Origin of the sequence: Microbacterium sp. NPDC056044 (genome assembly GCF_042267145.1) — a bacterium.
Classification (GTDB): Bacteria; Actinomycetota; Actinomycetes; order Actinomycetales; family Microbacteriaceae; genus Microbacterium.
On the sequence record NZ_JBHJWZ010000008.1, the window covers coordinates 16,181 to 43,091 of the forward strand.

Here is a 26,911-nt window from a genome sequence, read left to right on the forward strand (position 1 = left end):
GGGCCGCAGCATCCGTCTTCCCGGCGTCAGCCCTTGACGGCGCCGCCCAGTCCCGCGGAACGCAGGAACACGGACTGGAACAGCAGGAACATCGCGATCGGGATGAGGGTCGCGATCGCCAGCGCCGCCAGGAACACGTCGAGCTCGGTCTGCGACTGCACGTCGGGAAGGCGCACCGAGAGCGGCTGCACCGCGGGGTCGGGCAGCACGAGCTTGGGCCAGAGGTAGTCCTTCCAGGCGGCGATGATCGCGAACACCGAGACCACGCCGAGGATCGGCTTCGACATCGGCAGCACGATCGACCAGAAGAGACGGAACGGGCCGGCCCCGTCGGTCGTGGCGGCCTCGAACACCTCGCGCGGCAGATTGTCGAAGAACCGCTTGACCAGCAGGATGTTGAACGCGTTCGCCGCCATCGGCAGCCATACGGCGAGGTAGCTGTTGAGCATGCTCGCGTCACGGCCGAGGAGGGGCGGCGACACGATCGTGAGGTACAGCGGCACCAGGAGCACGATCCCGGGAATGAACAGGGTCGCCAGCACCAGTGCGTTGAGCACCGGCGCGTACTTCGGCCGCAGGACCGACAGCGCGTATCCCGCCGTCGTCGCGATGAACAGCTGCGAGAACCAGGCGCCGGCCGCGATCACGATCGTGTTCCAGAAGTACTGGTCGATGTGGATGTCGTTCCACGCCGTCGACAGGTTCGCCCAGTCGATGCCGTTCGGCCACAGCGCGAACGGCTGCTGGAGGGTGTCCTGCGTCGGGGTGACGGCGGACTTCGCGAGCCACAGGATCGGCCCGAGGCCGGCGATCGTGAGCGTGACGAAGAGGAAGGCGTGGGTCAGCGACATCCCGAACCGCGTGCCGGGACGCCGGCGCTCCGAGGCCGAGACGATCGAGCGCTCGGCCAGGTCGTCGACGGAGTCGCGCTTGCGTCCGCCGCTGGTCCCTCGCCGCGAGAGGAAGCCGCGCATGCCCTCGCGCCGCTCGGCGTTCGTGATCGACGTGGTCATGAGGTGCTCCAGCGGTTCGTGAGCTTGAAGTACAGCCAGGACAGGATCGCGAGCACGATCGCGAGCAGCACCGACACCGCGGTGGCCTCGCCGTAGTCGCCGCCCAGGCTGTTGCGGAACGCCTTGTCGTAGATGTACAGCAGGATCGTCTTGGTCGCGCCCGCCGGGCCGCCGCCGGTGAACAGGAACGGTTCGAGGAACACCTGCGCGGTCGCGATGACCTGCAGGATCAGCATGATGAAGAGGATGCCGCGCAGCTGCGGCAGCGTGACGTGCCAGACCTTGCGCCAGATGCCGGCGCCGTCAACCTCCGCCGCGTCGTACAGCTCGGGCGGCACCGAGAGCAGCGCGGCGAGGTAGATGATGATCGACCCGCCGGCGGCCGCCCACGTCGCCTCGAGGACGAGGGACGGCATCGCCTGCACGGCGGAGGAGATCCACGGCTGCGGCGGGATGCCGAACCAGCTGAGCACGGTGTTGAAGACGCCGGACGGGTCGGCGCTGTAGAAGAACTTCCACAGCAGGACGGCGACCACCGGCGGGATCACGACGGGGAGGTAGGCGAGTGCGGAGTACAGCCCCTTGCCGCGGCGCACCTCGCTCATCAGCACCGCGACGAACAGCGGCAGCGGAAAGCCGAGCAGCAGCGCCAGCAGCGCGAAGTAGACGGTGTTGATCACCGCGCGGCCGAGCTGCGGGTCGGTCAGCACCGCCACGTAGTTGTCGAGGCCGACCCACTCCGAGACGAGCAGGTTCGTCTTCTGCAGGCTCATGATCACCGACTGCACGATCGGCGACCACGAGAAGAAGAAGAACACGAACACCATCGGCAGCACGAACAGCAGGTTCGTGAGGCCTCCGCCGCGGTACCACGTGAGCGGGGTGCGCCGGGCCCTGCGTCTCGCCGGCGGGGCTGCGGGTGGGGGCGCCGCCGCGGGGGCCGGGCGCTCCGGGAGGGTGGCGGTCATCGTCAACCTTGCTGTGTCGGGTGCACGGGCGTTTCAGGGGGATGGATGCTGCGACCCGGCGGCGAGGCCGGGCCGCAGCTTCTAGCCGTTCCTCACTCGTCGAGCAGCGCCTGCGCCTCGGTCTGCGCCTGCGCGAGCAGGGCGTCGATGTCGGCGTTCTCGTCGGTGAGCACCGTCTGGACCACCGTGTCGAGCAGTGCGTAGACCTCCTGGGTCGACTTCTTCGGCTCGCCGACCGGCGTCTGGTCCCAGATGTTGTCGGTGAACGACGTCATCTGGTCGCGCGGCACGTTGATGTACGGCTCGATCCAGGTGAGCGACTCCTCGTAGAGCTCGCGGCTCAGCACCGGCAGCACCGGCGTTCCGACGGCCTGGTCGGACTCGGCAAGGGCCTTCGCGTCCTGCACGGCGGCGTCCTCGTTCAGCAGCTTCTGCATGTAGTACCAGTCGATCCAGGTGACCGCGGCCTCCTTGGTCGCGTCGTCGACGGTCGGGCTGATCACCGCGATGTCGCCGCCGCCGAGGGTGCCGGGGTCGTCGCCCTCGACCGGCACGACCCCGAGGCCGTACACCGCCGGGTCGAGACCGAAGTCGCGCACGAGAGCGGTGTAGACGTCCGAGCCCGACGTGTACATGCCGATGTTGCCGGCGGCGAACTCCTGGTTGATCGTGCCCCAGTCGAGGTCGACCTTCGCGCCGAACGAGTCGTCCTCCCAGCGGAGGTCGTGCAGGAACTCGAGCGTCGCCTTGGTCGCGTCGTTGTCGATCGTCGAGGTGGCGCTGCCGTCGGCCTCATCGGTCTGCGTACGACCACCGCGGGCGACGGTCTGCGCGGTCAGCTGCCAGCCGCCGGTGTTGTTGATCGCCATCTGCGCGTAGCCGGCCTTGCCGGTCGCGTCGTGGATCTTCCTCGCGTACTCGCGCACCTCGTCCCACGTGGTCGGGGGCTGATCGGGGTCGAGCCCCGCCTGCTCGAACAGGTCGCGGTTGTAGTGCAGACCCATGGCATACGCCTGGCGCGGGAAGCCGAAGATGTCGCCGTCGGCGTCCTTCACGCCGTCGAGGATGATCGGGTTGAAGCTGTCCTCGTAGCCGAGCTCCTTCACCTCGGCGGTGACGTCCATGAGCTGGTCGTTCTCGAGGAGCGTCTTGGAATCGGTGAACGGCACGGTGAACACGTCGGGAAGGCTGCCGCCGGCGAGCTGCACGGCGAACGTCGGGCCCTCCCACTCGTACTCGACACCGATGATGTCGATGTCGGGGTGCTCCTTCTCGAACTGCTCCTCCTGCGTGGCGAACGCCTCGTACGCGGCGGCGTCGGCGCCGGGCGGGAAGGTCGCGACACGGAGCTCGAGCTTGCCGTCGCTGTTCTCGTCGCCGCCGGCCGCAGAGCAGCCGACGAGGGCGCCGACGGTCGCCAGAGCGGCGACGCCGGCGAGCAGGACCCTTGCTGGTGACTTCATCGTCTTTCCTTTCTGGGGGAGTTCCGCGTCAGCCTCTCGGCGCGGACGGCTCCGGGTTGTTGGTGCGGGTGTGGGATTCGAAACCGGATGCTGCGCCCTCGAGTCGCAGCCAGGCGGCGGCGTTGCCGGGCAAGAGGCCGCCGTCGAGCGGCGAGCTCGTGAGGAGGACGGCCGCGCCGGGGGGAAGCGCGGCCGGGTCGTCGCCGGTGTTGACGACGCACGCGAAGCCGTCGCCGCGCCGGAAGGCGAGGAGGTCGGGCCGCACGCCGTTCGCGGCGGGCGCCGCCGCGTCCGGCCAGCCGGCGTCCCACCACTCGAGCGGACCGTCGCCGAGCTCGGGGAGCTCGCGGCGCAGGCGGAGCGCGTCGCGGTAGAGGTTGAGGGTCGACGCCGGGTCGGCCTCCTGCGCGGCGACGGTCAGCCCGCTCCAGCCCTCGGGCTGCGGCAGCCACGTGCGCGTGGCCTCGGGGCTGAAGCCGAACGGCGCGTGGTCGCCCGACCACGGCAGGGGGACGCGGCATCCGTCCCGTCCGGGATCCGTGCCGCCGGAGCGGAAGTGCATCGGGTCCTCGATGAGGTCGAGGGGCAGGTCCTCGACCTCGGGAAGGCCCAGCTCGTCGCCCTGGTAGATGTAGAGGCTGCCGGGCAGCGCGGCAACGAGGAGTGCTGCTGCGCGAGCACGGTGCAGACCGAGCTCGGGGTCGGTGGGCACCCCGAACCGCTTCTTGAGGAACGCGAACGCGGTGTCTTCACGCCCGTACCGGGTGACGGGGCGTGTGACGTCGTGGTTGCTGAGCACCCAGGTGCTCGGCGCGCCGACAGGGGCGTGCGCCTCGAGCGTCGCGGTGATCGACTGGCGGAAGGCTGCCGCGCCCCAGGGCCGCGCGAGGAAGTCGAAGTTGAACGCGGTGTGCATCTCGTCGGGACGCAGGTAGTGGGTGAACCGCACGATGTCGGGCACCCAGATCTCGCCGACGAGCACACGGGTGCCCGGGTACGAGTCGGCGATCGCACGCCACGAGCGGTACACGTCGTGCAGCTCGTCGCGGTCCTCCGTGGGGTGCTCGCCCGGGCCTTGCTTCTCGCCGACCTCCGGCAGCTCGGGATCCTTGATGAGCAGCGCGGCCGAGTCGATGCGCACGCCCGCGACGCCGCGGTCGAACCAGAACCTGAGGATGTCCTCGTGCTCGCGGCGCACGTCGGGGTGATTCCAGTTCAGGTCGGGCTGCTCCGGCGTGAACATGTGCAGGTACCACTCCCCCGGCGTGCCGTCGGGGTTCGTCGTGCGCGTCCACGTCTCGCCCTGGAAGCTCGACACCCAGTGCGTCGGGATCTCGTCGCCGTTCGGCCCCTTGCCCGGATGGAACCAGAAGCGCTCGCGCTCGGGGCTGCAGGGTCCGGCGGCGAGCGCCGCCTGGAACCACGGATGCTGATCCGAGATGTGGTTCGGGACGACGTCGATGATCGTGCGGATGCCGAGGGCCAGGGCCTCCTGGATCAGCAGCTCCGCCTCCTCGAGCGTGCCGAACCGCGGGTCGATGTCGCGGTAGTCCTGCACGTCGTACCCGCCGTCGGCCAGCGGGCTCGGATACCAGGGGTTGAACCAGAGGGCGTCCACGCCGAGGTCCTTGAGGTAGCCGAGGTGCGCCCTGACTCCCGCGAGGTCGCCCGTGCCGTCGCCGTTCCCGTCCGCGAAGCTGCGCACGTAGACCTGGTAGATGACGGCCGACCGCCACCACAGCGCGTCGTCGAGCGGGGAGCCGGGGCGGGCGCCGCGGGTCAGGACGTCGGTGTCCACGGATCTCCTCATCGTCGATGGAAAGTCTCGATGGAGAGAATGTACGACGCCTTATCAAGTAACGCAACTCATTGACAGATTTACGCAAGATCACGATTGCGCAACGCGCTGGGCATCCAGGCCGATCAGCGGCGCCCTCGAAAGCCGGGGCTCCGGCGAGACGCGGACGTCGGGGCGCGAAAGCGTCCGGATCTCGCGGGATCTCCGAGATTCAGCGATGGGTCAGCGAGCGGCGGGGCCCGTCGACGACCGGAGCACGAGCTCGGGCTCGAAGAGGAGCTCATCCCCGGCCTCTGTGGTGCCGGCGATCTGCGAGAGGAGGAGCTCGATCACGGTGCGCCCCATCGATTCGATCGGCTGGCGGACCGTCGTCAGAGGCGGTTCGGTGCAGCTCATGAGGAAGGAGTCGTCGAAGCCCACCACGCTCACGTCATCCGGGACCCGCAGGCCCGCCCGGCGAGCGGCACGGACGGCGCCGAGGGCCAGGGGGTCGCTCGCGCAGACGATGGCGGTCGCGCCGGCGGCGAAGAGGCGGGTGGCCCCCGCCTGGCCGGATTCCAGCGAATACAGGCCCCGCACCACGAGCGCATCCTCGAGCGGCGAGCCGAGGCGTTCGAGCAGCGGGCGTGCCGCGGCGAGCTTGCGCTGCGACGGGATGTGATCCTGCGGACCGAGAAGCAGTCCGATGCGCCGATGCCCCAGCTGGTGCAGGTGCTGGATCGCCTGCTCGGCCGCGGCTGCATCGTCCGTCGAGACCGTCGCGAAGTCGAGGGAGCCGATGCGGGCGTTCACCAGCACCGTGGGCAGGTTCACCTGGCGGAGCCGGTCGTAGTGGTCGTGCGCGGCATCCGCCTGGCTGTAGTTCCCGCCGAGGAAGATCACGCCCGACACCTGCTGCTGCAGCAGGAGATCGACGTAGTCGGACTCGGTGATGCCTCCCGCGTTCTGCGTGCACAGCAGCGGCGTGTACCCGTTCTGGGTGAGCCCGCCGCCGATGATCTCGGCGAGCGCGGGGAAGATCGGGTTCTGCAGCTCGGGCAGCACGAGGCCCACCAGACGCGCGCGCTCGCCCCGGAGCTTGGTCGGCCGCTCGTACCCGAGCACGTCGAGCGCGGTGAGCACAGCCTGACGCGTGGCCTCCGAGACGCCGGGCTTGTCGTTGAGCACGCGGCTCACCGTGGCTTCGCTGACTCCGACCTTGCGCGCCACTTCGGCGAGACGCTTCGACATGCGCTCAGTGTACGCAAGAACTTGCAGGATCCCGCAAGCCACTGCAAGCGGTGGGCGGCGTCAAACCGCCGGGCGGGATCGAGCGCTTCGCCGGTCCGCGGGCGTCGGACGGTGTGTTGAGCCCGACGCTTTGACGCGGTTTGTCAATGCCGGATGTCGGCGCCCGCGGCAGACGAGGATGGAGCCATGGCCGGCCCCTCGATCGTGTGGTTCCGCGACGACCTCCGTCTCGCCGACAACCCGGCGCTGCGCGCGGCGATCGACCGCGGCGAGCCGGTCATCGCGCTGTACGTGCTCGATGAGGAGTCGCCGGGCATCCGCGCGCTCGGCGGCGCCGCACGGTGGTGGCTGCACCACTCCCTCGCCTCCCTCGGCGAACGCCTGCGCGAGCGCGGCGCGACCCTCGTGCTGCGGCGCGGGCCGGCCGGGCGCGTGGTGCGTGAGTTCGTGACGGATGCTGCGGCCGGCGCCGTCTTCTGGAACCGGCGCTACGGCGGGCCCGAGCGCGAGATCGACGCCGGGCTCAAGGCTGCGCTCCGCGACGAGGGCGTCGAGGTGGCGTCCTTCGCCGGCTCGCTCCTCTTCGAGCCGTGGACCGTGAAGACCGGCGCCGGAACCCATTTCTCGGTGTTCACCCCGTTCTGGCGCGCCTGCCTCGCGCTGCCGTCGCCGCGGGCACCGCTGCCCGAGCCGCGCGAGATCGACGGCGTGCGCCGGGGCGCAGCATCCGATTCCCTCGACGATTGGGGACTGCTCCCCCGCCGCCCGGACTGGGCGGGCGGACTGCGCGAGACGTGGGAGCCGGGCGAGCCCTCGGCGCGACGACGCCTGCGGGAGTTCCTCGCGGACGACCTCGGCGACTACGACCGGGCGCGGGACGAGCCCTCCGCCGGTGCGACGTCGCTGTTGTCGCCCCGACTTCGGTGGGGCGAGGTGAGCCCGTATACCGTGTGGCACGAGACTATCGAGGCGGGGCACGGCGGGCGGTTCCTCTCGGAGCTCGGCTGGCGCGAGTTCGCGTGGCACACGCTGTTCCACTTCCCCGACCTCGCGACGAAGAACCTGCGCCCCGAGTTCGACGCGTTCCCGTGGCCGCGACTCAAGCCCACGCACCTCGAAGCGTGGCAGCAGGGGCGCACCGGCGTGCCGCTCGTCGACGCGGGCATGCGCGAGCTCTGGACGACCGGGTACATGCACAACCGGGTGCGGATGGTCGCGGCATCCTTCCTCGTGAAGAACCTGCTCGTCGACTGGCGCCGCGGCGAGGAGTGGTTCTGGGACACGCTCGTCGACGCCGACGAGGCGAACAACCCGTTCAACTGGCAGTGGGTCGCCGGCTCCGGCGCCGACGCCGCACCGTACTTCCGCATCTTCAACCCCGAGCTGCAGGCGAAGAAGTTCGATGCCGGCGAGCACTACCAGCGCGAGTGGGCTCCGGAGTCGCTGGGCGACGACGGGCCCGAGCCTCTCGTCGATCTCGGCGAAACGCGCAAGGCGGCGCTGGCGGCGTACGAGCACGTCAAGCGGGCCGCGCGCTCCTGAGCGCACCACCCGCTCGAGGCGTCACCAGGCGTAGGCCTCCGGAGCCTGCCCGCCCGGGCCGGGGAACAGCTCGTCGAGCGCCGAGAGGTCGTCCTTGCTCAAGTGGATGTCGAGCGCGGACACGGCCGACTCGAGCTGGGCGACCGTGCGGGGTCCGATGATCGGGCCCGTCACCCCGGGCTGGTGCAGCAGCCATGCGAGGCCGAGTGCCGACGGCGTCCAGCCGCGCTCCTCTGCAAACGCCTCGTACGCGGCGATCTGGTCGCGGCGCTCGGCGCGCTGCGACGTGATGCGCTCGGATCCGGACCGGGCGGCAGCATCCGTCGATCCGCCGCTGAGAAGTCCGCCGGCGAGCGGCGACCACGGAAGGATGCCGAGGCCGTAGTTCTGCGCCGCCGGGATCACCTCGAGCTCGATCGAGCGCTGCGTGAGGTTGTACAGCGACTGCTCGCTGACGAGCCCGAGGAAGTGGCGCTGGGCCGCGATCTCGTTGGCCTGGGCGATGTTCCACGCCGCGAAGTTCGAGCTGCCGGTGTAGACGACGTCGCCCTTCGCGACGAGCACCTCCATCGACTGCCACAGCTCCTGCCAGGAGATGTGCCGGTCGATGTGGTGGAACTGGTACAGGTCGATGCGGTCGGTCTGCAGGCGCTCGAGCGACCCGATCGCCTCGCGCCGCACCTGCCACGCGGACGCGCCGCGGGCATTGACCACGTCGCCGTCGGCGGTCGGATCGACCATCGGCGAGTGCACCTTGGTGGCGAGCACGACGTCGTCGCGGACGCCGGGACGGGCGGCGAACCAGCGCCCGATGATCTCTTCGGTGGCGCCGCGGCCACCCGAGCCGCCGTAGCCGTTGGCGGTGTCGATGAAGTTGACGCCGAGCTCCAGCGCGCGGTCGAGGATGGCGAACGAGTCCTCCTCCGAGGTGCGGTCGCCGAAGTTCATGGTTCCGAGCACGATCCGCGAGACGGAGGTGCCGGTTCGTCCGAGGTGGGTGTATTCCATGCGCACATCGTCACACGGCGCCACCCGGTGGCGGGCCGAATCGCGAAAACGTTTCCTGAATGTCCTTCGACGACGGATGCGGAATGGGATGCTGCGCCCCGAGGTTGCGGGTCGACATGACCACGATCGGAATCATCGGTGCAGGACACATCGGCAGCGCGCTCGCCCGCGCCTTCTCGGGACTCGGCTACGACGTCGTGATCTCGAACTCCCGCGGACCCGAGAGCCTCGCGCCTCTCGTCGCGGAGCTCGGGCCCAAGGTGACGGCCGCGACGGCCGCGGACGCGGCGGCGGCCGCCGACATCGCGGTGGTGACGGTGCCGATGAAGGCGCTGAAGGACGTTCCGGTCGAGCCCCTCGCGGGCAAGATCGTGCTCGACACCAACAACTACTACTTCGAGCGCGACGGCCACATCGACGCCCTCGACCGCGGCGAGGCCACGACGTCGGGGCTCCTCCAGGCGCACCTGCCGGCCTCGAAGGTCGTGAAGGCCTTCAACCACCTCTACGCGTCCGACATCAACACGGGCGGACTGGCGGCCGGCGACCCGCAGCGGCGTGCTCTCGGCACCGCGAGCGACGACGCCGAGGCCATCGAGTTCGTCACCGGCGTGTACGACGCGCTGGGCTTCGACACCGTGAGCGCGGGCCCGCTGAGCGAGTCGTGGCGCCTCGAGCGCGACCGCCCCGCGTACGTCATCGCGCAGACCGCCGACGAGCTGCGCGACAACCTCGCGAAGGCGAACCGCCTGCCCTGAGGTCCCGTCCCCTCTCCGGAGATACGCGGATCCGGAATGCGGAGGCCGGGGTGCGGGGTTGCAGATCACGATGAGCACTGCGACCCCCGCCCCGGCCCTGTCCGTTCTCGACCTCGTTCCGGTGCGCACCGGGCAGACGAGCGCGCAGGCGGTCGCAGCATCCCTCTCCCTTGTTCACGCGGCGGACCGGCTCGGCTATCGGCGCTACTGGTTCGCCGAGCACCACAACATGCCGGCCGTCGCGTCGACGACGCCGCCGGTGCTCGCCGCCGCGGCTGCCGCGCGGACTTCGCGCATCCGGCTCGGGTCGGGCGGCGTCATGCTGCCGAACCACTCGCCGCTCGTCGTCGCCGAGCAGTTCGCGGCGCTCGAGGCTCTGGCGCCGGGGCGCATCGACCTCGGGCTCGGGCGCGCGCCGGGCTCGGACCCCGTGATCACGCAGCTGCTGCGACAGAGCGGCACGACGAGCGACGTCGAGCGGTTCCCCGACCATGTGCGCGACATCATGTCGCTCGTCGCGCCGGAGGGTGCATCGCTGCGCTTCACGTCGGGCGGCACGTACGACGTGCACGCGACGCCTGCCGCGACGACCACGCCTGAGGTGTGGCTGCTGGGTTCGAGCGACTACTCCGCGCAGCTCGCGGCGTCGCTCGGCCTGCCCTACGTGTTCGCGAACCACTTCTCGGGCGAGGGTCTCGACCGGGCGCTCGACCTCTACCGTTCCTCGTTCGTGGCTTCTGAGACGCTGGCCGCGCCGCGCACGTTCCTCACGGCGAACGTGCTCGTCGCCCCGACGCAGGAAGAGGCCGAGGACCGCGCCCTGCCCAACCTGCGGATGACGGCGCGCCTGCGCACCAACAAGCCGCTGGTTCCGCTCGAGACGGTGGAGCACTCGATCGCCAACGCGGCCGACTTCGCCGGGCTCGGCGACACGTTCATGGCCTCGGCCCGCGCGAAGTGGTTCGTCGGCACGGCCGAGGTCGTAGCATCCGATCTCCGCTCCTTCGCGGCCCGGCATGGCGTCGACGAGGTCATGATCTCGCCGATCGCGGGTTCGTACGAGGCCGAGCCGATGGACGCCGCCCCCGGCCGCCTGCAGACCCTCGAGCTGCTGGCCGCCCAGCTGAACCTCTAGGACCCGGCGCCAGCCTCCGCCCACCGCGGAACTCGGCGGAGCAGGATCATCTGGCGTGCACGCCTGTGCGAAGTCCGGACCTCGCAGGGCGCACAACCCGCAAGCCTGCGAAGTCCGGACCTCGCAGGTCACCGTTGACGCCGGGCCGAGCCCACGCGTGCGGACACACCCCGCCGAAGTCCGGACAACCCAGGCATGGGACGCCCCGAGAGCGCCGAAGTCCGGACTTCGCACGCGTCTGGCCGGTGGTAGGGCGGCCTCCGTACGCCGCCCGAACCCCTTAGTCCTGAACCTCGGGCTCCCCGGAGATGAGCCCCCGCAACCAATCTCGCGCCTCGACGAACACGTCGTCGGCGTAGCGCTCGGGGTACCGCACGACGGCGCGGTCGGCGCGCGGGTACGACCCGAGGAACGTGACCCGCGGGCTGAAGCGGCGCAGGCCCATGAGCGCGTCGGCCATGCGCTCGTCCTCGAGGTGGCCGTCGGCGTCGACGACGAAGCGGTAGCGGCCGAGCTCGTCGCCGATGGGGCGCGAGGCGAGCAGCGAGAGGTTGATGCCGCGCGTGGCGAACTGCTCGAGCATCTCGAGCAGCGCGCCGGGGTGATCGTCGGGCAGTTCGATGATGAGCGAGGTCTTGTCGGCGCCCGTCGGGGGCGGCGGCACGACCGTACGGGCGACCAGCACGAACCGGGTGACGGCGTTGGCGTTGTCGCCGATGTTCGAGGCGAGGAGCTCGAGCTCGTGGTGCTCGAGGATTCCGGGCGGGGCGATCGCCGCATCCGCGTCGCTGGACCCGTCGAGCAGCCCCATCGCGCTCGCGACGTTGCTCGCCGCCGGCACGTGGGCGTGGGCGGGCAGCGTCGCCGTCAGCCACTGCAGGCACTGCGCGTACGCGACCGGGTGGGCCGCGATGAGCGAGACGTCCTCGAGCCGCGCACCGGGGCGCCCGACCAGCACGAACTCGACGGGCACGAGGTACTCGCCGACGATCCGCAGGCCCGGCACGGTCGCCAATGCGTCCTGCGCGGTGGACACGCCGCCGTCGACGGAGTTCTCGATCGCGATCATCGCGGCGTCGGAACGCCCCTCGACGACGTCGGCGAGCGCCTCGCCGACGTTGCGCACGGGCCGCCACTCGTGGCCCCGCGCCTCGGGCACCTGGGCCAGCGCCGCCTCGGTGAACGTGCCCGCGGGCCCCAGGTAGCTGTACGTACGGCGAACGGGAACGGATGCCTCGGCGGAGGCGACCTCGGAAGTCACGCGTGCCAGCCTATCCGCGTTCATTATTCAGTCCGGCCGGGAGATCGGGCGGAATCCTTCCCCCGAGCACCGCGGAATCCGCGGCGGCGCCCGGCCGCGCAGACTGAATCCTGAACGGGATCCGGCCGAGGCCCGGGCAACACCGGCGTCAAGCGTGTGCACGGCGGGCCCGGGACGGGCAGACTGGGACGCATGACTCGCGCAGGACAGCCGGCCGAAGCATCCGACCTCATCGACATCGATGAGCTGATCGCCGCGTATTACGACGTCAAGCCCGACCCCGCCGTCCCCGAGCAGCGCGTCGCGTTCGGGACCAGCGGGCACCGCGGCTCGTCGCTGTCGGCCAGCTTCAACGAGACCCACATCCTCGCCACGACGCAGGCGATCGTCGACTACCGCAAGGCCCAGGGCATCGAGGGGCCGCTCTTCCTCGGGCGCGACACGCACGGCCTGTCGCTGCCGGCCGAGCGCAGTGCGATCGAGGTGCTCGTCGCGAACGGCGTCGACGTGCGGGTCGACTCTCGCGACTCGTGGGTGCCGACCCCCGCGCTCAGCCACGCGATCCTCACCTTCAACCGTGGGAAGGATGCCGCGGACCCGACCCGTGCCGACGGCATCGTCGTCACGCCGAGCCACAACCCGCCGCGAGACGGCGGCTTCAAGTACAACCCGCCGAACGGCGGGCCCGCCGACACCGACGCCACCGGCTGGATCGCGAACCGCGCGAACGAGCTCATCGCGGCGGACCTCGAGGGCGTCGCCCGCACCCCCTTCAAGGACCTCGACGGCGACAAGCTGGGCGAGTACGACTTCCGCGACGCGTACGTGCGCGATCTCGCGAACATCATCGACGTCGACGCGATCCGCTCGGCCGGCGTGCGCATCGGCGCCGACCCGCTGGGCGGCGCTTCGGTGGAGTACTGGGCGCTCATCGCCGAGGTGCACGGCCTCGACCTCACAGTCGTGAACCCCGACGTCGACCCGACGTGGAAGTTCATGACGCTCGACTGGGACGAGAAGATCCGCATGGATCCGTCGTCGCCGTCGGCAATGGCGGCGCTGGTCGCCCGCCGCGAGGAGTACGACATCCTCACCGGCAACGACGCCGACGCCGACCGCCACGGCATCGTCACGCCCGACGCCGGGCTGATGAACCCGAACCACTACCTCGCCGTCGCGATCGACTACCTGTACTCGCACCGGCCGGATTGGCCGACGGATGCTGCGGTGGGAAAGACGCTCGTCAGCTCGATGATCATCGACCGCGTGGCCGAGTCGCTCGGGCGCGAGCTGCTCGAGGTGCCGGTCGGGTTCAAGTGGTTCGTGCCCGGGCTGCTGGATGGATCGGTCGCCTTCGGCGGCGAGGAGTCGGCGGGGGCGTCGTTCCTCCGCAAGGACGGCTCGGTGTGGACCACTGACAAGGACGGCATCCTGCTGTGCCTCCTGGCATCCGAGATCCTCGCGGTCACCGGCAAGACGCCCTCGCAGCGCTACGCCGAGCTCGAGGCCGAGTTCGGTGCGTCCGCCTACCAGCGCGTGGACGCGCCGGCCTCCCCCGCGCAGAAGGCCGCGCTCGGCAAGCTCGCCCCTGAGGCGGTCACCGCGACCGAACTCGCCGGCGAGCCCATCACCGCGAAGCTCTCGCACGCACCCGGCAACGGGGCGGCGATCGGCGGCCTCAAGGTGCAGACCGAGCACGCGTGGTTCGCCGCGCGCCCGTCGGGCACCGAGGACGTCTACAAGCTCTACGCCGAGTCGCTGCGCGGCCCCGAGCACCTGGCGCAGGTGCAGGCCGAGGCCCGCGAGGTCGTGTCGCAGGCGCTCGCGGGCGCCTGACCCCGCTCACAGAGCGACGCCCGGACCCGCGCGAGGGAGCGCGCAGGTCCGGGCGAAGTCCGTTGCGGCGGGTCGCCGCGCCTGTCCAGGCGGGTCAGGCGCGGTTGACGCCGCGGCGACGCGTGAAGAGCACGTACAGGCCGAGCACGACGATCGAGCCGAGGATCGAGCCGATGATGCCCGACGGCTGCAGGAAGCCGCCGTTGGGGTCGCTGCCGAACAGCAGGAACCCGAGGAAGCCGCCGACGAACGAGCCGACGATTCCGAGGACGATCGTCAGCAGAATGCCCATGCTCTGCTTGCCGGGGATGATGGCGCGAGCGATGAGGCCGGCGATCAGGCCGATGATGATGAGGCCGAGGATGGTCCAGAGCATGTTTCTCTCCTTCTGTCCCGTGGGCTCCGCGGGGGGTGCGGGGCCTCTGATGAGATGACGAAGACGCTATCGCCGCCGTTGCGCGCGGGGATGCCTCTACCGCCCCGGGCTCGGGAGCGGTACATTACGCGTCCGCACTCGAATCGGGCAAGCGTTTTCCGATGGTCTGGGCCACAATGGAACCGTGATCGACCTCACCCTGCGCCTCGATGAGAACGACCTGACCGTCACGACCTCCGGCGTCGACATCGCGCGGTACGCCTTCGACCCCGGCGGGGAGCTCTCCGAGGGCCCCAAGCCCTTCCTGCACCCCCTGCGTGCGCTCGACGGCGCGCTGCTCACCGGCTTCCGCCCGTGGGACCACCGGTGGCACAAGGGCCTGCAGATGACCTGGACCCACGTGTCGGGGCAGAACTTCTGGGGCGGCAACACCTTCCGTCCCGAGCACGGCGACTACGCGCTGCTCGACAACGTCGGCCGCATCCGTCACGACGGCTTTCGGACCGTGGACGACGCCGGCGCCGAGGTCTCGTTCGTCGAGGAGCTCACCTGGATCACGCAGGCGGGCGAAGAGTGGCTCGCCGAGACCCGCACCCACCGCTTCCACGGCGTCGACACCGACCGCGGCCTGTGGATGCTCGACTTCACGACGACGCTGCGCAACATCTCGGCGCGTGAGCTCGAGCTCGGCAGCCCCACGACCGAGGGACGCCCCGGTGCCGGCTACACCGGCTTCGTGCTCCGGATGCCTCGTGCCTGGACCGGCGGCCGGGTGCTGGCGGGCGGCCTTCCGGACGACGCGGGCGCCGACGCGGTCATGGGTGGCACCGCACCGTGGGTGGCGTTCTCGGGCGAGCACGACGACGTGGACGGCGGTGCCACCGTGCTCGCGTTCGCCGGCACCTCGACGGGCGTGCCGCCGATCCGGTGGTTCGTCCGCAGCGAGCCGATCCCGATCCTCGCGCCCTCCCCGTCGTTCGACGAGTACGTCGTGCTCGCGCCGGGCGCCGAGCTGTCGCTGAGGCACCGGCACGTGTTCGGCGACCGCATCTGGACCCCGGCCGAGACCCGGGCCCTGGCCGAGGAACTCGCACCGTAGCCGAGCGGGACCGCGTTCCCGTCCCCTCGCTCCTCATCCCTCCGACAGGTCAACCGGGCTTCTACAGGAGCGTGTGCGCCGAAACGCCCCTGCAGAAGCCCGGTTGACCTGTTGAAGACGGGTGGTGGCGGTTGCCGAGCGCGCGGTGGGGTGGGATGCCGCAGCCTCAGCCCGCCGTGACCTCGAGCTCCGTCCGCACGGGGAGGTCCCAGGCCGAGGGGCCTGCGGCCACCGTGTAGGTCCCGGGCTGCACGCGCAGCGCGCCCTCGTGCAGCCAATCGTCGACCGCCCCCGCGAGGCGCACGGCGTCGTCCCAGACCGCGAGGCGCGCGGGCGAGAACGAGAGTTCGACGTCGCGGGACTCACCCGGCGCGAGGCGCACGCGGCGGTAGGCCACGAGCACGCGGCGCGGCGCGGGCAGCGGCAGGTCGGACGACAAGACGTAGAGCTGCACGAGCTCCTCGGCGTCGCGGTCGCCGGTGTTGCGCACCTGCACGATCGCGTTCACCACGGACTCGTCGGCGCGCGGCGCGAAGCCGGCGTGCCGGTGGGTCGGCGCGGGCGCGGGGGTCGCAGCATCCGGAATCGACACCGACTCGTACGCGACGGACGTGTACGTCAGGCCATGCCCGAAGGCGAACGCGGGCGCCTTCGCCTGGTGGCGGTAGGTCGCGCCCTGGCGGAGGGTGTCGTAATCGAACAGGTCGCCGGCCTGCGCCTCGGTGGCGGGCCAGCTCTGCGAGAGGCGGCCCGACGGCTCGACGTCGCCCGAGAGCACGTCGATCACGCCGTGACCGAGCTCCTGGCCGCCGTGGCTCGACCACACGACGGTCTTGGCCTCGACACCCTCGAGCACGTAGGGGTAGCTCGACACGATCGTGAGCACGGCCCGCGGGTTCGCTTCGCGGGCAGCGCGCCACACCTCGGCGGCCGCGGCCGGCAGGCGCAGGTGCGGGCGATCCTCGGTCTCGCGGCCGAGGAGGTGGGGGTCGTTGCCGACGGCGACGATGACGGCGTCGGCACGCCCCGCTGCCTCGGCCACCGCCGCGGCGCCCGACCGCACGACGCGCACGCCGAACCGCTCGGCGTTGTCGAGCGTGACCGCCTCGGCGGCGAGCAGCCCCGAGTCGCGGAAGACCCGCAGCCAGCGCCCCGACCCGAGGTGCAGCAGCGACCACGTGCCGTCGGCGTGGACGTGCTTGCGGAAGCTCTCCTGCACGACCCATTCGCCGACGCGCGTGGCGTCGGCGCGCATCGGCCACTTCGCACCGGTGAGCAGCAGCCCGCTCGCGTGGGAGCGGAGGGTCAGGATGCCGTCACCCCAGTCCGTCACGTCGAAGAGGGCGTCGCCTGCCGCGGCGTCGCCTGCCGACTCGACCACCGAGCCGTCCGTGTTCGACACGACGTACCGGCCGTTCGACGAGGCCCGGAGCGCGATCGTGTCGGCGCCGGTCACGACCTCGGCCTCGCCGAAGCGCTCGGCCGCGGCCGCGCCGATCCCGACCGCGTACGGCGGGGTGCCGGCGTACCAGTCGGTGAGCACGAGGTCGGCGAGGGGACCGACGACCGCGACCCGTGACGCCCGGGAGAGCGGCAGCACGCCGTCGTCGTTCCGCAGCACGACGACCGAGCGAGCCACCGCCTCACGAGCGAGCTCGCGGGAACCGGGTGCGTCGATGTCGTCGACGCCGATCCCGGCGTAGGGGTCGGCGTCGCCGTCGAACTCGCCCGTGCGCAGGCGCAGCTCGAGCAGGCGCAGCACGGCCTGGTCGACGTCGTCGGTGGTCATGAGACCCGCGGCGAGCGCCTCCGTCACGTACCCGATGGTGGGCGCGGCGTTCGCGTCGTTGTCGGTGAACGAGTCGAGTCCCGAGGTCACGAGAGCCACCGCCGCGTGCACGTGATCGGGCTGCGAGCGCTGCGTCGTCACGAGGAAGGTCGGGGCGCCGGCGTCCGACACCACCGCGATCGACTCGTCCGACCACGACCGGGCTTCGGTGACGAGCTCGGGCTGCGTGTGCGCCGGGACGCCGTTCACGCGGTTGTACGCGAGCATCATGCCGCCGGCGACGCCGGCTTCAATCGCATCACGGAACGCCGGCAGCTCCTCCTCGTGGAGGGTGCGCAGCGACATCTCGGACGAGGTCACCGAGCGGTCGGTCTCGTTGTTGTAGGCGAGGAAGTGCTTGAGCGCGGGCACCGTGCGCCATACGCGCGGGTGGTCGCCACGGAGGCCCCGCGAGTACGCGGTGCCGAAGACTCCGGTGATGTGCGGGTCTTCGGAGTAGCCCTCCTCGTTGCGTCCCCAGCCCGGGTGGCGCAGCGTGTTGACGACGGGCGCCCACACGTTGAGGCTCACCAGCGGGTTCTCGGCGCGCTTGGCGCGCACTTCGACCGCGGCGACCTCTCCCACACGACGCACGAGCTCGGTGTCCCACGTCGCGGCGAGTCCCACGGACTGCGGGAACACCGTCGCACGCCCGAGCCACGCGACGCCGTGCAGCGCCTCGCATCCCGTGTGCCACGCCGGCATCCCGAGCCGCTCGACGGCGGGCGCCGCCTGATGCAGCATCGCGATGCGCTCGTCGGGCGTCAGCCGGTCGAGCAGGTCGCGAGCGCGCGCGGCGAGCGGTTGGTCGACCTGACGGAACACGGGCGTCTGGGCTTCGGCGACGGACGGGGGCGCAGCATCCTGAATCGTGTCGGTCATCGTGCGGTCTCCTCGATCTCGATACGGAGTTCTCCGGATGCTGCGGCCCGGACGATCCGGTCACCCACCTGCAGCGCCCACGGGGCGTGTGCGTCGTCGGTCGACGCGATGATCGCCGTGCCCTCGCGGCGGACGCGGAACGTCGTCGCGCCGACGCCGTCGATGGATCCCTTGCTGTCGTGGCCGGGAACCCGCGTCTCGCGGTCGTAGCCCTCGGGCAGCTCGAAGCAGCGCAACGTGACGCCGTCGGACCAGTCGTAATCGGGGCGGCTGTCGTCGGCGCCGAACGGCAGCACCGTGCCCGGGCGCACGCGCAGCGGCACAGAGTCGTAGCCGTGGGTCTCGGAGATCCACCGGCGGCCGTCGACGACGGAACCGTCGAGGAGCGAGGTCCACTCCCCTTCGGGCACGTAGTACTCGACGCTGCCGTCGGGCGTGAAGATCGGAGCGACCAGCAGCGCGTCACCCAGCATGTACTGCGTGTCGGCGTCGAAGCCCGAGCGGTCGCCGGGGAACTCCAGCGCCATCGGGCGCATCATCGGCGTCCCGCAGCGATGGGCCTGCTCGGCGGCGCCGGCGAGGTAGGGCATGAGCCGCATCTTGAGCTTCGTGAACGAGCGGGCGATGTCGACCGCCTCGTCGTCGAAGGCCCACGGCACACGCACCGACGACGAGCCGTGCAGCCGCGAGTGCGACGACAGCAGGCCGAACGCGAGCCAGCGCTTGAACAGGCCCGGGTCGGGCGTGCCCTCGAACCCGCCGATGTCGTGGCTCCAGTAGCCGAAGCCCGACATCGCGAGCGACAGGCCGCCGCGCAGCGACTCCGCCATCGACAGGAACGTCGAGTCGTTGTCGCCGCCCCAGTGCACCGGGAACTGCTGCGAGCCCGCGGTCGCGGAACGCGCGAACACGACAGCGTCGCCGACGCCGTGGTGCCGCTCGAGCGCGCGGAACACGACCTCGTTGTAGAGCTTCGCGTAGTAGTTGTGCATGCGGTGCGGGTCGGACCCGTCGTGCCACACGACGCCCTCGACCGGGATCCGCTCGCCGAAGTCGGTCTTGAAGGCGTCGACGCCCTGATCGAGCAGACCCTGCAGCTTCTCGACGTACCAGTCCGCGGCATCGGGGTTCGTGAAGTCGACGAGGCCCATGCCCGCCTGCCACATGTCCCACTGCCACACGCTGCCGTCGGTGCGCTTGAGCAGGTACCCGTTGTCGGCCGCTTCGCGGAACAGCGCCGAGCGCTGCGCGATGTACGGGTTGATCCACAGCGACACGTGCACATCGCGCTCGTGCATACGGGCGATCTGCCCGACCGGGTCGTGGAACGCGCGCGAGTCCCACTCGAAGTCGCTCCACTGGTACTCGCGCATCCAGAAGCAGTCGTAATGGAACACCGACAGTGGGATGTCGCGCTCGGCCATGCCGTCGACGAAGGCGCTGACGGTGTCTTCGTCGTAGCTGGCGGTGAAGGATGTCGTGAGCCACAGCCCGAACGACCACGCCGGCACGCGCGCCGGACGCCCGGTGAGCGCGGTGTAGCGGCGCAGCACGTCCTTCGGCTCGGGGCCGGCGATCACGTAGTACTCGAGCGACTCGCCGCCCACCGAGAACTGCACGCGCGAGTTGACCTCGCTGCCGACCTCGAACGAGACGTTCTCGGGGTGGTCGACGAACACGCCGTACCCGCGGGAGGTGAGGTAGAACGGCACGTTCTTGTACGCCTGCTCGCTGGAGGTGCCGCCGTCGGCGTTCCACGTGTCGACGACCTGGCCGTTCTTGACGAACGCGCCGAAGCGCTCGCCCAGACCGTAGACCCGCTCGCCCGGCTCGATGCTGAGCTGCTGGTGCACCCACGTGGGCTTCGTGCCCCCGGCGGCCGTGCCGGCGGTGCCGGCCGTTCCTGCCGTGCCCGCGGTGCCGTTCTTGCCCGTGGTGTCGGTGTAGTGACCGATCGACCGCGGGAGGGAGCTCGTGAGCACGCGCCCGTCGGCCTCGACGAAGTCGACGCGCCACTGCCCCGCCGTGCGCGCGACGCGCACCTTCAGCGGACCGGCGTCGAGCACCGCCTCGTTCTCGTCGACCGTGACCCGGGGCCGGAACCCTTCGGCACCGAAGATCTCGAAGTCGGGGCCGCGGTGCACGGCGCCCGCGTGCCGTTCGGCCCGCACCTTGACCACACCGGGCGCGGGCGCCGAGAACGTGATCGTGAGCATCGCCCGGTTGAGCGTGTCGCCCCGGTCGCGGATCGCGGCGGTCGGCGCGTACACGGTCATCGTGCCCGCCGCCTCGTCGACGCGGATGTCGTCGACCTCGACCGCGAACAGCGGCGCGAGGCCGGGCCTGGTCAGCCAGTAGCCATCGGTGAACTTCACTCTGCGTGCCTTTCGATGAGCACCATGGCGGCGCCGGGGGCGAGCGTCAGCTGCCCCTCGACGTCCGCATCCGACAGGAGATCGCGGCGCGCGCCGGGCAGCGTGACGCTGCGGGCCCGATCGCCGTGGTTGAGAAGGAAGAGGGCCTCACCGCGCTGGACCGCCTCGACGTCGTCGGGCAGCACGCGGCCAGGCAGCACGCCGGCGACGCCCGCAGCGTCGAGCGCGTCGTCGAGCACCGCGGCGAGCGCGTCGTCCGACAGCACCGCGCCGAAGTACCAGGCGGTGCCGTTGCCCGTGCGGTGCCGCGTGATCGCGGGGGCGCCCGCGAGGTGGCCGCTGCCGAACCGCGCGAGCACGTCGGCGCCGTCGGCCCGGAGGCGTTCACCGAGAATGGATGCCTCAACCGCCGCGGGAGCGGTCGCCCAGGCCGACTCCACCCTGACAGGCGTGGGTCCGTCGGGCAGCCCCACCCACTCCTCGCCGCTGACCCCGAGGAGGTCGCGCAGCAGCACCGGCGAGCGGCCGGTCAGGATCGCCGCGTTGCCGTCGGCGACCCCCGAGAACGGGCCCACCACCAGGCTCGCGCCGCGCTCGACCGCCGCGTGGAGGGCGGCCGCAGCATCCGTCTCGATGATGTACGTGTGCGGCACGAGCACCGTGGCGTACCCCGACAGGTCGGCTCCCGGACGCACGAGGTCGACCGCGATGCCGCGGCGCCACAGCGCGCGGTGCCACCGCTGCACCTGCGCGAGCGTGTCGAGCCGCTCCGTAGGGCGACCCGGCTCGTCGGCGGCCCAGCGCGACGGCCAGTCGAAGAGCAGGGCGACGGATGCCTCGACCCGCCCGCCGACCACGGTCCGCAGTCGCTGCAGCTCGGCGCCGAGGGCGCACGTGGTCTCGAACACCTCGGTGTCGGCGCCGGCGTGCGGCAGCATCGCTGAGTGGAAGCGCTCGGCGCCGGTACGGGCCTGGCGCCACTGGAAGAAGCAGATCGCGTCGGCCCCGCGGGCAACCGCCTGCAGCGAGTCGAGGCGGGCGCGGTCGCGGCTCTTGGGCAGGTTGTGCGGGCGCCACGAGGTCGCGCTGATCGCCTGCTCCATGAGCACCCACGGCCGGCCGTCGCCGAGCGAGCGCATGAGGTCCTGCACGAGCGCGATGTCGGACGACGACGTGGCGGACGCGTGGTCGGGGTACTGATCGTCGGCGACGACGTCGACGTCGCCTGCCCACTCCCACAGGTCGGTGAGCGGCTCGAACCCCATGAAGTTGGTGGTTACCGGCTGCGTCGCGCCGGTGGCGCGGATCGCGTCGCGCTGCTCGGCGAACACCCGCTGCAGCGCCCACGACGTGTACCGGCGGAAGTCGAGCGACTGTGCAGGGTTCACGAGATACGGCATGCGCCGGGGCGGCACGATCTCGTCGAAGTCGCGGTACCGCTGCGACCACACGAGGGTGCCCCACGCGTCGTTGAGCGCGTCGATCGAGCCGTAGCGCTCGCGCAGCCACAGCCGGAACTCGCGCGCCGCCTCGTCGCCGAAGTCGATCTGCCCGAACTCGTTGCCGACGTGCCACATGCGCACCGCGGGGTGGGCGGCGTAGCGCTCGGCGAGCGCCGTCGCGATGGTGAGGGCGTGCTCTCGGTACACGCGCGAGGCCGGCGTGAACTGGTTGCGCGAACCGGCGGCGAGACGGACGCCGTCGGGGGTCACCGGGAGCGTCTCGGGGTGAAGGATGCCGAGCCACGGCGGGGGCGAGGCGGTCGGTGTCGCGAGGTCGACGGCGATGCCGTGCGCGTGCAGCAGGTCGAGCACCTCGTCGAGCCACGCGAAGTCGTACTCGCCCGGCGACGGCTCGAGCCGCGCCCAGCTGAACACCCCGACCGTCACGAGGTTCACGCCGGCGCGCACCATGAGCTCGGCATCCTCACGCCAGACCTCGCGCGGCCACTGCTCGGGGTTGTAGTCGCCGCCGAAGCAGATGCCGAGGTCACGGGTGATCTCGGAGAACGCGTCGATGCGGCGCGGGTCGGGCGTGGTGGCCATGGAGCGGGGAACCTCTTCGCTGAGTTTCGATCGAGCGGTCATGGGATTGTCGGCGAGAAGGGCGTCGAACTTTCGAAGCGCTTCAACACTGAGACGGTATACTACGACTGTGACGTTGTCCACGTACCGCGATGAGGCGGCTCCGCAGGTTCCCGCCGAGGCCCTCCACGTGCTGCGCGCCGCGGCGCCGGCGACGGGCTGGCTCGAGGCGTACCCGGTCGGCAACGGGCTGCGCGGTGCGATGTGCGCGGGCCTCATGGGCGGCGAACGCCTCTGGCTGAACGACATCACGGCGTGGTCGGGGCACGCCGGCGCCGACCCGCTCGAGGGGGTCGCCGACCGGGGCCCCGAGGCGCTGGCCGCGGTGCGCGCCGCGATCGACGCCGATGACCTCGACGCCGCCGAGGCGCTGCTGCAGCGCCTGCAGGCCCCGTGGGTGCAGGCGTACCTGCCGCTGGGCTGGGTCGATCTTGCGGTGGAGACGGATGCTCCGGCGCCGACGTCCTCGACACCGCCATACGCCCGTCGGCTCGACCTCGCCACTGGCGTCGCGACGCACGAGTACGCCGTCGACGGGGTCGAGGTGCGGCACCGCACATGGGCGGACCTCGTCACCGGCGCGATCGTGCACGAGGTCACGGCGAGCGAGCCGGTGCGGGTGCGCCTCGAGATCGGGTCGCTGCTGCGGCCCCGCTCGGCGCCGCGCTCGGCCGGCGGAGACCTCGCCACCGAGTGGCGGCTCCCCGTCGACGTCGCACCGGGCCATGAGAGTCCCGCGGAGCCCATCCGCTACGACGACGAGCACGGCCGCCACGGCGCGATCCTCGTGCAGGCCCGCGGCGCGTCCGACATCGTCGACGGGGTCCTCGTCGGAGCCCCCGCGACCACGCACCTCTTCGCGATCGCGACAGCCACGGCGCCGGCGCTGCCGGGTGATCCGGCCGATGCCCGCGATGCCCTGGGCCATGCCGCGGCGGTGCTCCGCAGCATCCAGGGATCCTTCGATGTCCACGGTACGGCCGCCGACCTGCGCGCCGCCCACGAAGCCGCGCACGGCGAGCTCTACGCCCGGTGCGCGCTCGAGCTGCCGGTGCCGGACGGCGTCGAGGCGCTCGACACCGTGGAGCGTGTCGCCCGCGCGCAGGAGCACGACGACCCGGCGCTCGCGGCACTGATGTTCCACTACGGGCGCTACCTGCTGATCGCCTCGTCGCAGCCGGGCGGCCTGCCGGTCACGCTGCAGGGGCTGTGGAATGCGGAGCTTCCGGGCCCGTGGTCGAGCGCGTACACCCTGAACATCAACACCCAGATGGCGTACTGGCCGGCCGAGACGACAGGCCTCGCCGAGTGCCATGAGCCGCTGCTGCGGTTCACGCGGCGGCTGTCGGAGACGGGGCGGGCCGTCGCCCGTGACCTGTACGGCGCCGACGGCTGGGTCGCTCACCACAACTCGGACGCGTGGGCCTTCGCCGCGCCCGTGGGCGCCGGTCACGGCGACCCGGCGTGGGCGAACTGGTCGCTCGGCGGCGTGTGGCTTGCGCTGCACCTGTGGGAGCACTACGCGTTCGACGGCGACCGCGAGTACCTGCGCGACGAGGCGTGGCCCGTGCTCGCGTCTGCCGCGGCGTTCGCGCTGTCGTGGATCCAGACCGACGGCGAGCACGCGTGGACGAGCCCGTCGACCTCGCCCGAGAACCACTACCTCGATGCCGAAGGCCGCGAGCGCGGGGTCGCGGTGTCGGCCACGATGGACGTCGCGCTCCTGCGCGAGCTGGCGGCGGTGTGCGGCGTGGCCGCCGACGTGCTCGAGATCGACGAGCCGTGGATCGCGGAGCTCACCGCGCTCACGGCCGCCCTCCCCGATCCGCGGGTGTCGGCGCGCGGCGACCTGCTCGAGTGGGATCGCGAGCGCGCCGAGGCCGAGCCCGAGCACCGCCACCTCTCGCACCTCGTGGGGCTCTTCCCCCTGGCGCAGATCACGCCGGAGAGGACGCCCGGACTCGCGCGCGCAGCATCCGAGTCCATTCGCCTCCGCGGTCCCGAGTCGACCGGCTGGGCGCTCGCGTGGCGGGCCGCGATGCAGGCGCGGCTCGGCGACGGCGCCGCCGTGCACGCGCAGCTGCGGCTCGCGCTGCGTCCGGCGGCCGAGAGCTCCGACGCCCATCGCGGCGGTGTCTACCCCAACCTCTTCAGCGCGCACCCGCCGTACCAGATCGACGGCAACCTGGGCGTGACGGCGGCGATCGCCGAGGCCCTCGTGCAGTCGTTCGACGAGCCCCCGGCGGGCACAGGACCCGCCCGCGTCACGCTGCGGCTGCTGCCCGCACTGCCGCCGGAATGGCCGGAAGGCCGGGTACAAGGCATCCGTTCGCGGGGAGATGTGTCGGTCGACGTCGAATGGTCGGGCGGGGAACTCGTGCGGGCGCGTCTTCGCGCAGGCGCGCGAGCGGTGACAATGATTGTGCACGGGCCGGACGGTTCCCTCGGAACCCACGAGCTCGCACCCGGAACCACACGGGTGATCGAACGAGGAGAGCGGGGAACCTCATGGTGACGATCGCGGATGTCGCGCAGAAGGCGGGCGTGTCGATCTCGACGGTGTCGTACGTCATGAGCGGCAAGCGGGCCATCTCGCAGGAGACGCGCGACCGCGTCGAGAAGGCGATCGACAGCCTCGGCTTCAGCCCGCACGCGGGCGCCCGCTCGCTGGCGTCGCGCTCGACGAACGTGATCGGCCTGCAGGCGCCGCTGCGCACCGGCGTCGACGTGCACGTCGTGATGCAGATCGTGACCGGCGTCGTGACCCAGGCGCGCAAGCACGGCTACGACATCCTGCTGCTCGCGAGCGACGACTCCAAGGCGCTGCAGCGTGCGGCGAAGGGGTCGATGGTCGACGCGCTGCTCGTGATGGACGTCGAATCCGACGACCCGCGCATCGACACGCTGTCGGGGCTGGGGCACCCGAGCGTGCTCATCGGGCTTCCCGAGGGCCGACGACAGGTGCCGTGCGTCGACTTCGACTTCGAGGCGGCGGGCTGGCTCGCCGTCGACCGGCTCGTGGCGCTCGGCCACAAGCGCATCGCGCTCATCGGCTCGCCACCCGAGGTGATGTCGCGCCACACCTCGTACGCCGACCGGCTCGCGCGCGGTTTCCTCGCCGCGTGCGAGGCGAACGGCGTGACCGGCAGCGTCCACGCCTGCCCGAGCACGGCGGAGTCCATCGCCACGGTCGACGGCGTGATGACGGACGACCCCGCCATCACCGGCTTCTTCGTGCACAACGAGGGCGCGCTCCCCCACGTCGCGACCACCATCGCCCAGCGCGGCCGGCAGCGCGGGGACGAGCCCGCGATCGTCGCGCTCTGCCCCGACGACGTGGCCCGCTCGGTGCCCGGTCTCGCCGACAGCATCGCGGTGCCCGCCGAGGCGATCGGCGCAGCCGCGACCGACATGATCTGCGAGATCCTGTCGAGCGGAGCGAAGCCCGCCGTACGGCTGCTGCCGCCGGCGCTCACCGGAGCCCCCTCGACACCGTGAGCCGCGCATGAGGATCGACCCCGACAGCCGCGCTCTCGGCGGCTTCTCGACGTTCCTGACGTTCGTCGGGCTCAACCTGCTGTACCTCCTCGTGTGCCTGCCGATCGTCACGATCGGCGCGGCGACGAGCGCGCTGTACGAGGTCACGATCCGCTACTCCGACGACGAGAGCGGACGACCCCTCAAGGACTTCTTCCCCGCGTTCCGCGCGAACTTCGGCCGCGCGACGGTGCTGATGCTGTGCCTTCTGCTGCCCGCCGTGCCGCTCGGGTTCTCGAGCGTGTTCTGGTTCGCCTACCCCGTCCTGTTCGCGGGAGTCGCCGGCGTGGTCGCGGTGATCGGCGCGGTGTACCTCTTCGCGGCGTTCCTCTACGCGATGGCGCAGGTCGCCTACCTCACCGCCCCCGTGCGCCAGACGCTGAAGAATGCGCTGCTGCTCCCGGCGGCGGAGCCCGTCCGCACCCTCGGCGTGCTCGCGATCCCCGTGACCTTCGTCGCACTCACGATCCTCTTCCCGCCGGTCGCGATCCTCCTCGCCACCGTCGGCTTCTCGGTCGGCGCCTACGCGACGGCCTTCATCTTCCGCAGCGTCTTCACCCGCCACGAGGCCTGACCCGCGCAGTGTCTGTCGGTGACGGATGCCTCGGCCCGCAGCATCCGTCTCCGGCGCGACTTCTCCAGAAATCGCAGTGAACTTCCGGTTCACATAGCCCAGCGGCCAGGTGCGTGTGCACCGGAGCGCATGACCCGTGCGGCG

The 26,911-nt window shown here is 71.3% G+C and carries 19 protein-coding genes; 8 read left to right on the forward strand and 11 right to left on the reverse strand.

Annotated elements, in window-relative coordinates; genetic code table 11:
• Positions 1-26 precede the first annotated feature (26 nt).
• The 5 genes from ACFC1I_RS20465 to ACFC1I_RS20485 all read right to left on the reverse strand — a co-directional run bounded on the left by ACFC1I_RS20465 (position 27) and on the right by ACFC1I_RS20485 (position 6,472).
• Positions 27-1,013 (reverse strand): carbohydrate ABC transporter permease, encoded by a 987-nt coding sequence (locus ACFC1I_RS20465; RefSeq protein ID WP_376013822.1) that lies wholly within the window; start codon positions 1,011-1,013, stop codon positions 27-29.
• Positions 1,010-1,981, reverse strand: a complete 972-nt coding sequence (locus ACFC1I_RS20470) for a carbohydrate ABC transporter permease (protein WP_376013825.1) — start codon at positions 1,979-1,981, stop codon at positions 1,010-1,012. Before ACFC1I_RS20470 ends, ACFC1I_RS20465 begins: the two co-directional genes overlap by 4 nt.
• 92 nt (positions 1,982-2,073) lie before the next feature.
• The gene (locus ACFC1I_RS20475) at positions 2,074-3,444 is read right to left on the reverse strand and encodes an ABC transporter substrate-binding protein (RefSeq protein ID WP_376013827.1); all 1,371 of its coding nucleotides are present in this window, start codon (positions 3,442-3,444) and stop codon (positions 2,074-2,076) included.
• Between the two features lie 28 nt (positions 3,445-3,472).
• Positions 3,473-5,254: a glycoside hydrolase family 13 protein gene (locus ACFC1I_RS20480; protein ID WP_376013830.1), complete on the reverse strand. Its 1,782-nt coding sequence runs from the start codon at positions 5,252-5,254 to the stop codon at positions 3,473-3,475.
• Positions 5,255-5,464: 210 nt separating this feature from the next.
• Positions 5,465-6,472, reverse strand: coding sequence for a LacI family DNA-binding transcriptional regulator (locus tag ACFC1I_RS20485; protein ID WP_376013833.1), 1,008 nt, complete (start codon positions 6,470-6,472; stop codon positions 5,465-5,467).
• A gap of 186 nt (positions 6,473-6,658) precedes the next feature.
• On the opposite strand from ACFC1I_RS20485, the gene ACFC1I_RS20490 reads away from it, so the two are divergent.
• Positions 6,659-8,014, forward strand: coding sequence for a cryptochrome/photolyase family protein (locus tag ACFC1I_RS20490; protein ID WP_376013836.1), 1,356 nt, complete (start codon positions 6,659-6,661; stop codon positions 8,012-8,014).
• A gap of 21 nt (positions 8,015-8,035) precedes the next feature.
• Here the strand turns inward: ACFC1I_RS20490 and ACFC1I_RS20495 are convergent, their stop codons facing one another.
• A complete protein-coding gene (locus tag ACFC1I_RS20495) occupies positions 8,036-9,022 on the reverse strand; it encodes an aldo/keto reductase (protein ID WP_376013839.1) in 987 nt (328 codons plus the stop codon).
• Positions 9,023-9,138: 116 nt separating this feature from the next.
• Here ACFC1I_RS20495 and ACFC1I_RS20500 point away from each other — a divergent pair, with 116 nt between their 5' ends.
• Both ACFC1I_RS20500 and ACFC1I_RS20505 read left to right on the forward strand, forming a co-directional pair.
• Complete coding sequence (locus ACFC1I_RS20500) at positions 9,139-9,780, forward strand: NADPH-dependent F420 reductase (RefSeq protein ID WP_376013842.1); 642 nt, start codon at positions 9,139-9,141, stop codon at positions 9,778-9,780.
• Between the two features lie 70 nt (positions 9,781-9,850).
• Entirely contained in the window at positions 9,851-10,915 is a 1,065-nt protein-coding gene (locus ACFC1I_RS20505) for an LLM class flavin-dependent oxidoreductase (RefSeq protein ID WP_376013843.1), read from the forward strand.
• Between the two features lie 280 nt (positions 10,916-11,195).
• Here the strand turns inward: ACFC1I_RS20505 and pheA are convergent, their stop codons facing one another.
• Positions 11,196-12,176 (reverse strand): prephenate dehydratase, encoded by a 981-nt coding sequence (gene pheA / locus ACFC1I_RS20510; RefSeq protein ID WP_376013845.1) that lies wholly within the window; start codon positions 12,174-12,176, stop codon positions 11,196-11,198.
• Positions 12,177-12,368: 192 nt separating this feature from the next.
• Between pheA and pgm the strand changes: the two genes are divergently transcribed.
• The gene (pgm, locus tag ACFC1I_RS20515) at positions 12,369-14,012 is read left to right on the forward strand and encodes a phosphoglucomutase (alpha-D-glucose-1,6-bisphosphate-dependent) (RefSeq protein ID WP_376013847.1); all 1,644 of its coding nucleotides are present in this window, start codon (positions 12,369-12,371) and stop codon (positions 14,010-14,012) included.
• A 94-nt stretch (positions 14,013-14,106) separates the two neighbouring features.
• Here pgm and ACFC1I_RS20520 read toward each other — a convergent pair whose 3' ends face one another.
• Positions 14,107-14,388 carry a GlsB/YeaQ/YmgE family stress response membrane protein gene (locus ACFC1I_RS20520; RefSeq protein WP_376013850.1) on the reverse strand — a complete coding sequence of 94 codons (282 nt, stop codon included), beginning with the start codon at positions 14,386-14,388 and terminating at the stop codon, positions 14,107-14,109.
• 184 nt (positions 14,389-14,572) lie between these two features.
• On the opposite strand from ACFC1I_RS20520, the gene ACFC1I_RS20525 reads away from it, so the two are divergent.
• Entirely contained in the window at positions 14,573-15,487 is a 915-nt protein-coding gene (locus ACFC1I_RS20525) for a PmoA family protein (RefSeq protein ID WP_376013853.1), read from the forward strand.
• 166 nt (positions 15,488-15,653) lie between these two features.
• Here the strand turns inward: ACFC1I_RS20525 and ACFC1I_RS20530 are convergent, their stop codons facing one another.
• From ACFC1I_RS20530 to ACFC1I_RS20540, 3 genes are read right to left on the reverse strand one after another with little or no spacing between them, the layout of a single operon-like run.
• Positions 15,654-18,197 (reverse strand): glycoside hydrolase family 3 C-terminal domain-containing protein, encoded by a 2,544-nt coding sequence (locus ACFC1I_RS20530; RefSeq protein ID WP_376013856.1) that lies wholly within the window; start codon positions 18,195-18,197, stop codon positions 15,654-15,656.
• Entirely contained in the window at positions 18,194-20,572 is a 2,379-nt protein-coding gene (gene yicI, locus ACFC1I_RS20535; protein ID WP_376013858.1) for an alpha-xylosidase, read from the reverse strand. The genes ACFC1I_RS20530 and yicI overlap by 4 nt, the downstream gene beginning before the upstream one ends.
• Positions 20,569-22,617: a beta-galactosidase gene (locus ACFC1I_RS20540; RefSeq protein ID WP_376013861.1), complete on the reverse strand. Its 2,049-nt coding sequence runs from the start codon at positions 22,615-22,617 to the stop codon at positions 20,569-20,571. Before ACFC1I_RS20540 ends, yicI begins: the two co-directional genes overlap by 4 nt.
• A 109-nt stretch (positions 22,618-22,726) precedes the next feature.
• Here ACFC1I_RS20540 and ACFC1I_RS20545 point away from each other — a divergent pair, with 109 nt between their 5' ends.
• The 3 genes from ACFC1I_RS20545 to ACFC1I_RS20555 are packed head-to-tail and all read left to right on the forward strand — an operon-like array spanning position 22,727 to position 26,767.
• On the forward strand, positions 22,727-25,171 hold the full coding sequence (locus ACFC1I_RS20545) for a glycoside hydrolase N-terminal domain-containing protein (protein ID WP_376013864.1): 2,445 nt from the start codon (positions 22,727-22,729) through the stop codon (positions 25,169-25,171).
• The gene (locus ACFC1I_RS20550; RefSeq protein WP_376013866.1) at positions 25,165-26,154 is read left to right on the forward strand and encodes a LacI family DNA-binding transcriptional regulator; all 990 of its coding nucleotides are present in this window, start codon (positions 25,165-25,167) and stop codon (positions 26,152-26,154) included. Before ACFC1I_RS20545 ends, ACFC1I_RS20550 begins: the two co-directional genes overlap by 7 nt.
• A gap of 7 nt (positions 26,155-26,161) precedes the next feature.
• Positions 26,162-26,767, forward strand: a complete 606-nt coding sequence (locus ACFC1I_RS20555) for a YesL family protein (RefSeq protein ID WP_376013869.1) — start codon at positions 26,162-26,164, stop codon at positions 26,765-26,767.
• The last annotated feature ends 144 nt before the right edge of the window (positions 26,768-26,911 follow it).

Excerpts from the sequence above, each read along its gene's own strand:
- ACFC1I_RS20465 (WP_376013822.1), bottom strand. The coding sequence starts at position 1,013 with ATGACCACGTCGATCACGAACGCCGAGCGGCGCGAGGGCATGCGCGGC.
- ACFC1I_RS20470 (WP_376013825.1), bottom strand. The coding sequence starts at position 1,981 with ATGACCGCCACCCTCCCGGAGCGCCCGGCCCCCGCGGCGGCGCCCCCA.
- ACFC1I_RS20475 (WP_376013827.1), bottom strand. The coding sequence starts at position 3,444 with ATGAAGTCACCAGCAAGGGTCCTGCTCGCCGGCGTCGCCGCTCTGGCG.
- ACFC1I_RS20480 (WP_376013830.1), bottom strand. The coding sequence starts at position 5,254 with ATGAGGAGATCCGTGGACACCGACGTCCTGACCCGCGGCGCCCGCCCC.
- ACFC1I_RS20485 (WP_376013833.1), bottom strand. The coding sequence starts at position 6,472 with ATGTCGAAGCGTCTCGCCGAAGTGGCGCGCAAGGTCGGAGTCAGCGAA.
- ACFC1I_RS20490 (WP_376013836.1), top strand. The coding sequence starts at position 6,659 with ATGGCCGGCCCCTCGATCGTGTGGTTCCGCGACGACCTCCGTCTCGCC.
- ACFC1I_RS20495 (WP_376013839.1), bottom strand. The coding sequence starts at position 9,022 with ATGGAATACACCCACCTCGGACGAACCGGCACCTCCGTCTCGCGGATC.
- ACFC1I_RS20500 (WP_376013842.1), top strand. The coding sequence starts at position 9,139 with ATGACCACGATCGGAATCATCGGTGCAGGACACATCGGCAGCGCGCTC.
- ACFC1I_RS20505 (WP_376013843.1), top strand. The coding sequence starts at position 9,851 with ATGAGCACTGCGACCCCCGCCCCGGCCCTGTCCGTTCTCGACCTCGTT.
- pgm (WP_376013847.1), top strand. The coding sequence starts at position 12,369 with ATGACTCGCGCAGGACAGCCGGCCGAAGCATCCGACCTCATCGACATC.
- ACFC1I_RS20520 (WP_376013850.1), bottom strand. The coding sequence starts at position 14,388 with ATGCTCTGGACCATCCTCGGCCTCATCATCATCGGCCTGATCGCCGGC.
- ACFC1I_RS20530 (WP_376013856.1), bottom strand. The coding sequence starts at position 18,197 with ATGACCGACACGATTCAGGATGCTGCGCCCCCGTCCGTCGCCGAAGCC.
- ACFC1I_RS20540 (WP_376013861.1), bottom strand. The coding sequence starts at position 22,617 with ATGGCCACCACGCCCGACCCGCGCCGCATCGACGCGTTCTCCGAGATC.
- ACFC1I_RS20550 (WP_376013866.1), top strand. The coding sequence starts at position 25,165 with ATGGTGACGATCGCGGATGTCGCGCAGAAGGCGGGCGTGTCGATCTCG.
- ACFC1I_RS20555 (WP_376013869.1), top strand. The coding sequence starts at position 26,162 with ATGAGGATCGACCCCGACAGCCGCGCTCTCGGCGGCTTCTCGACGTTC.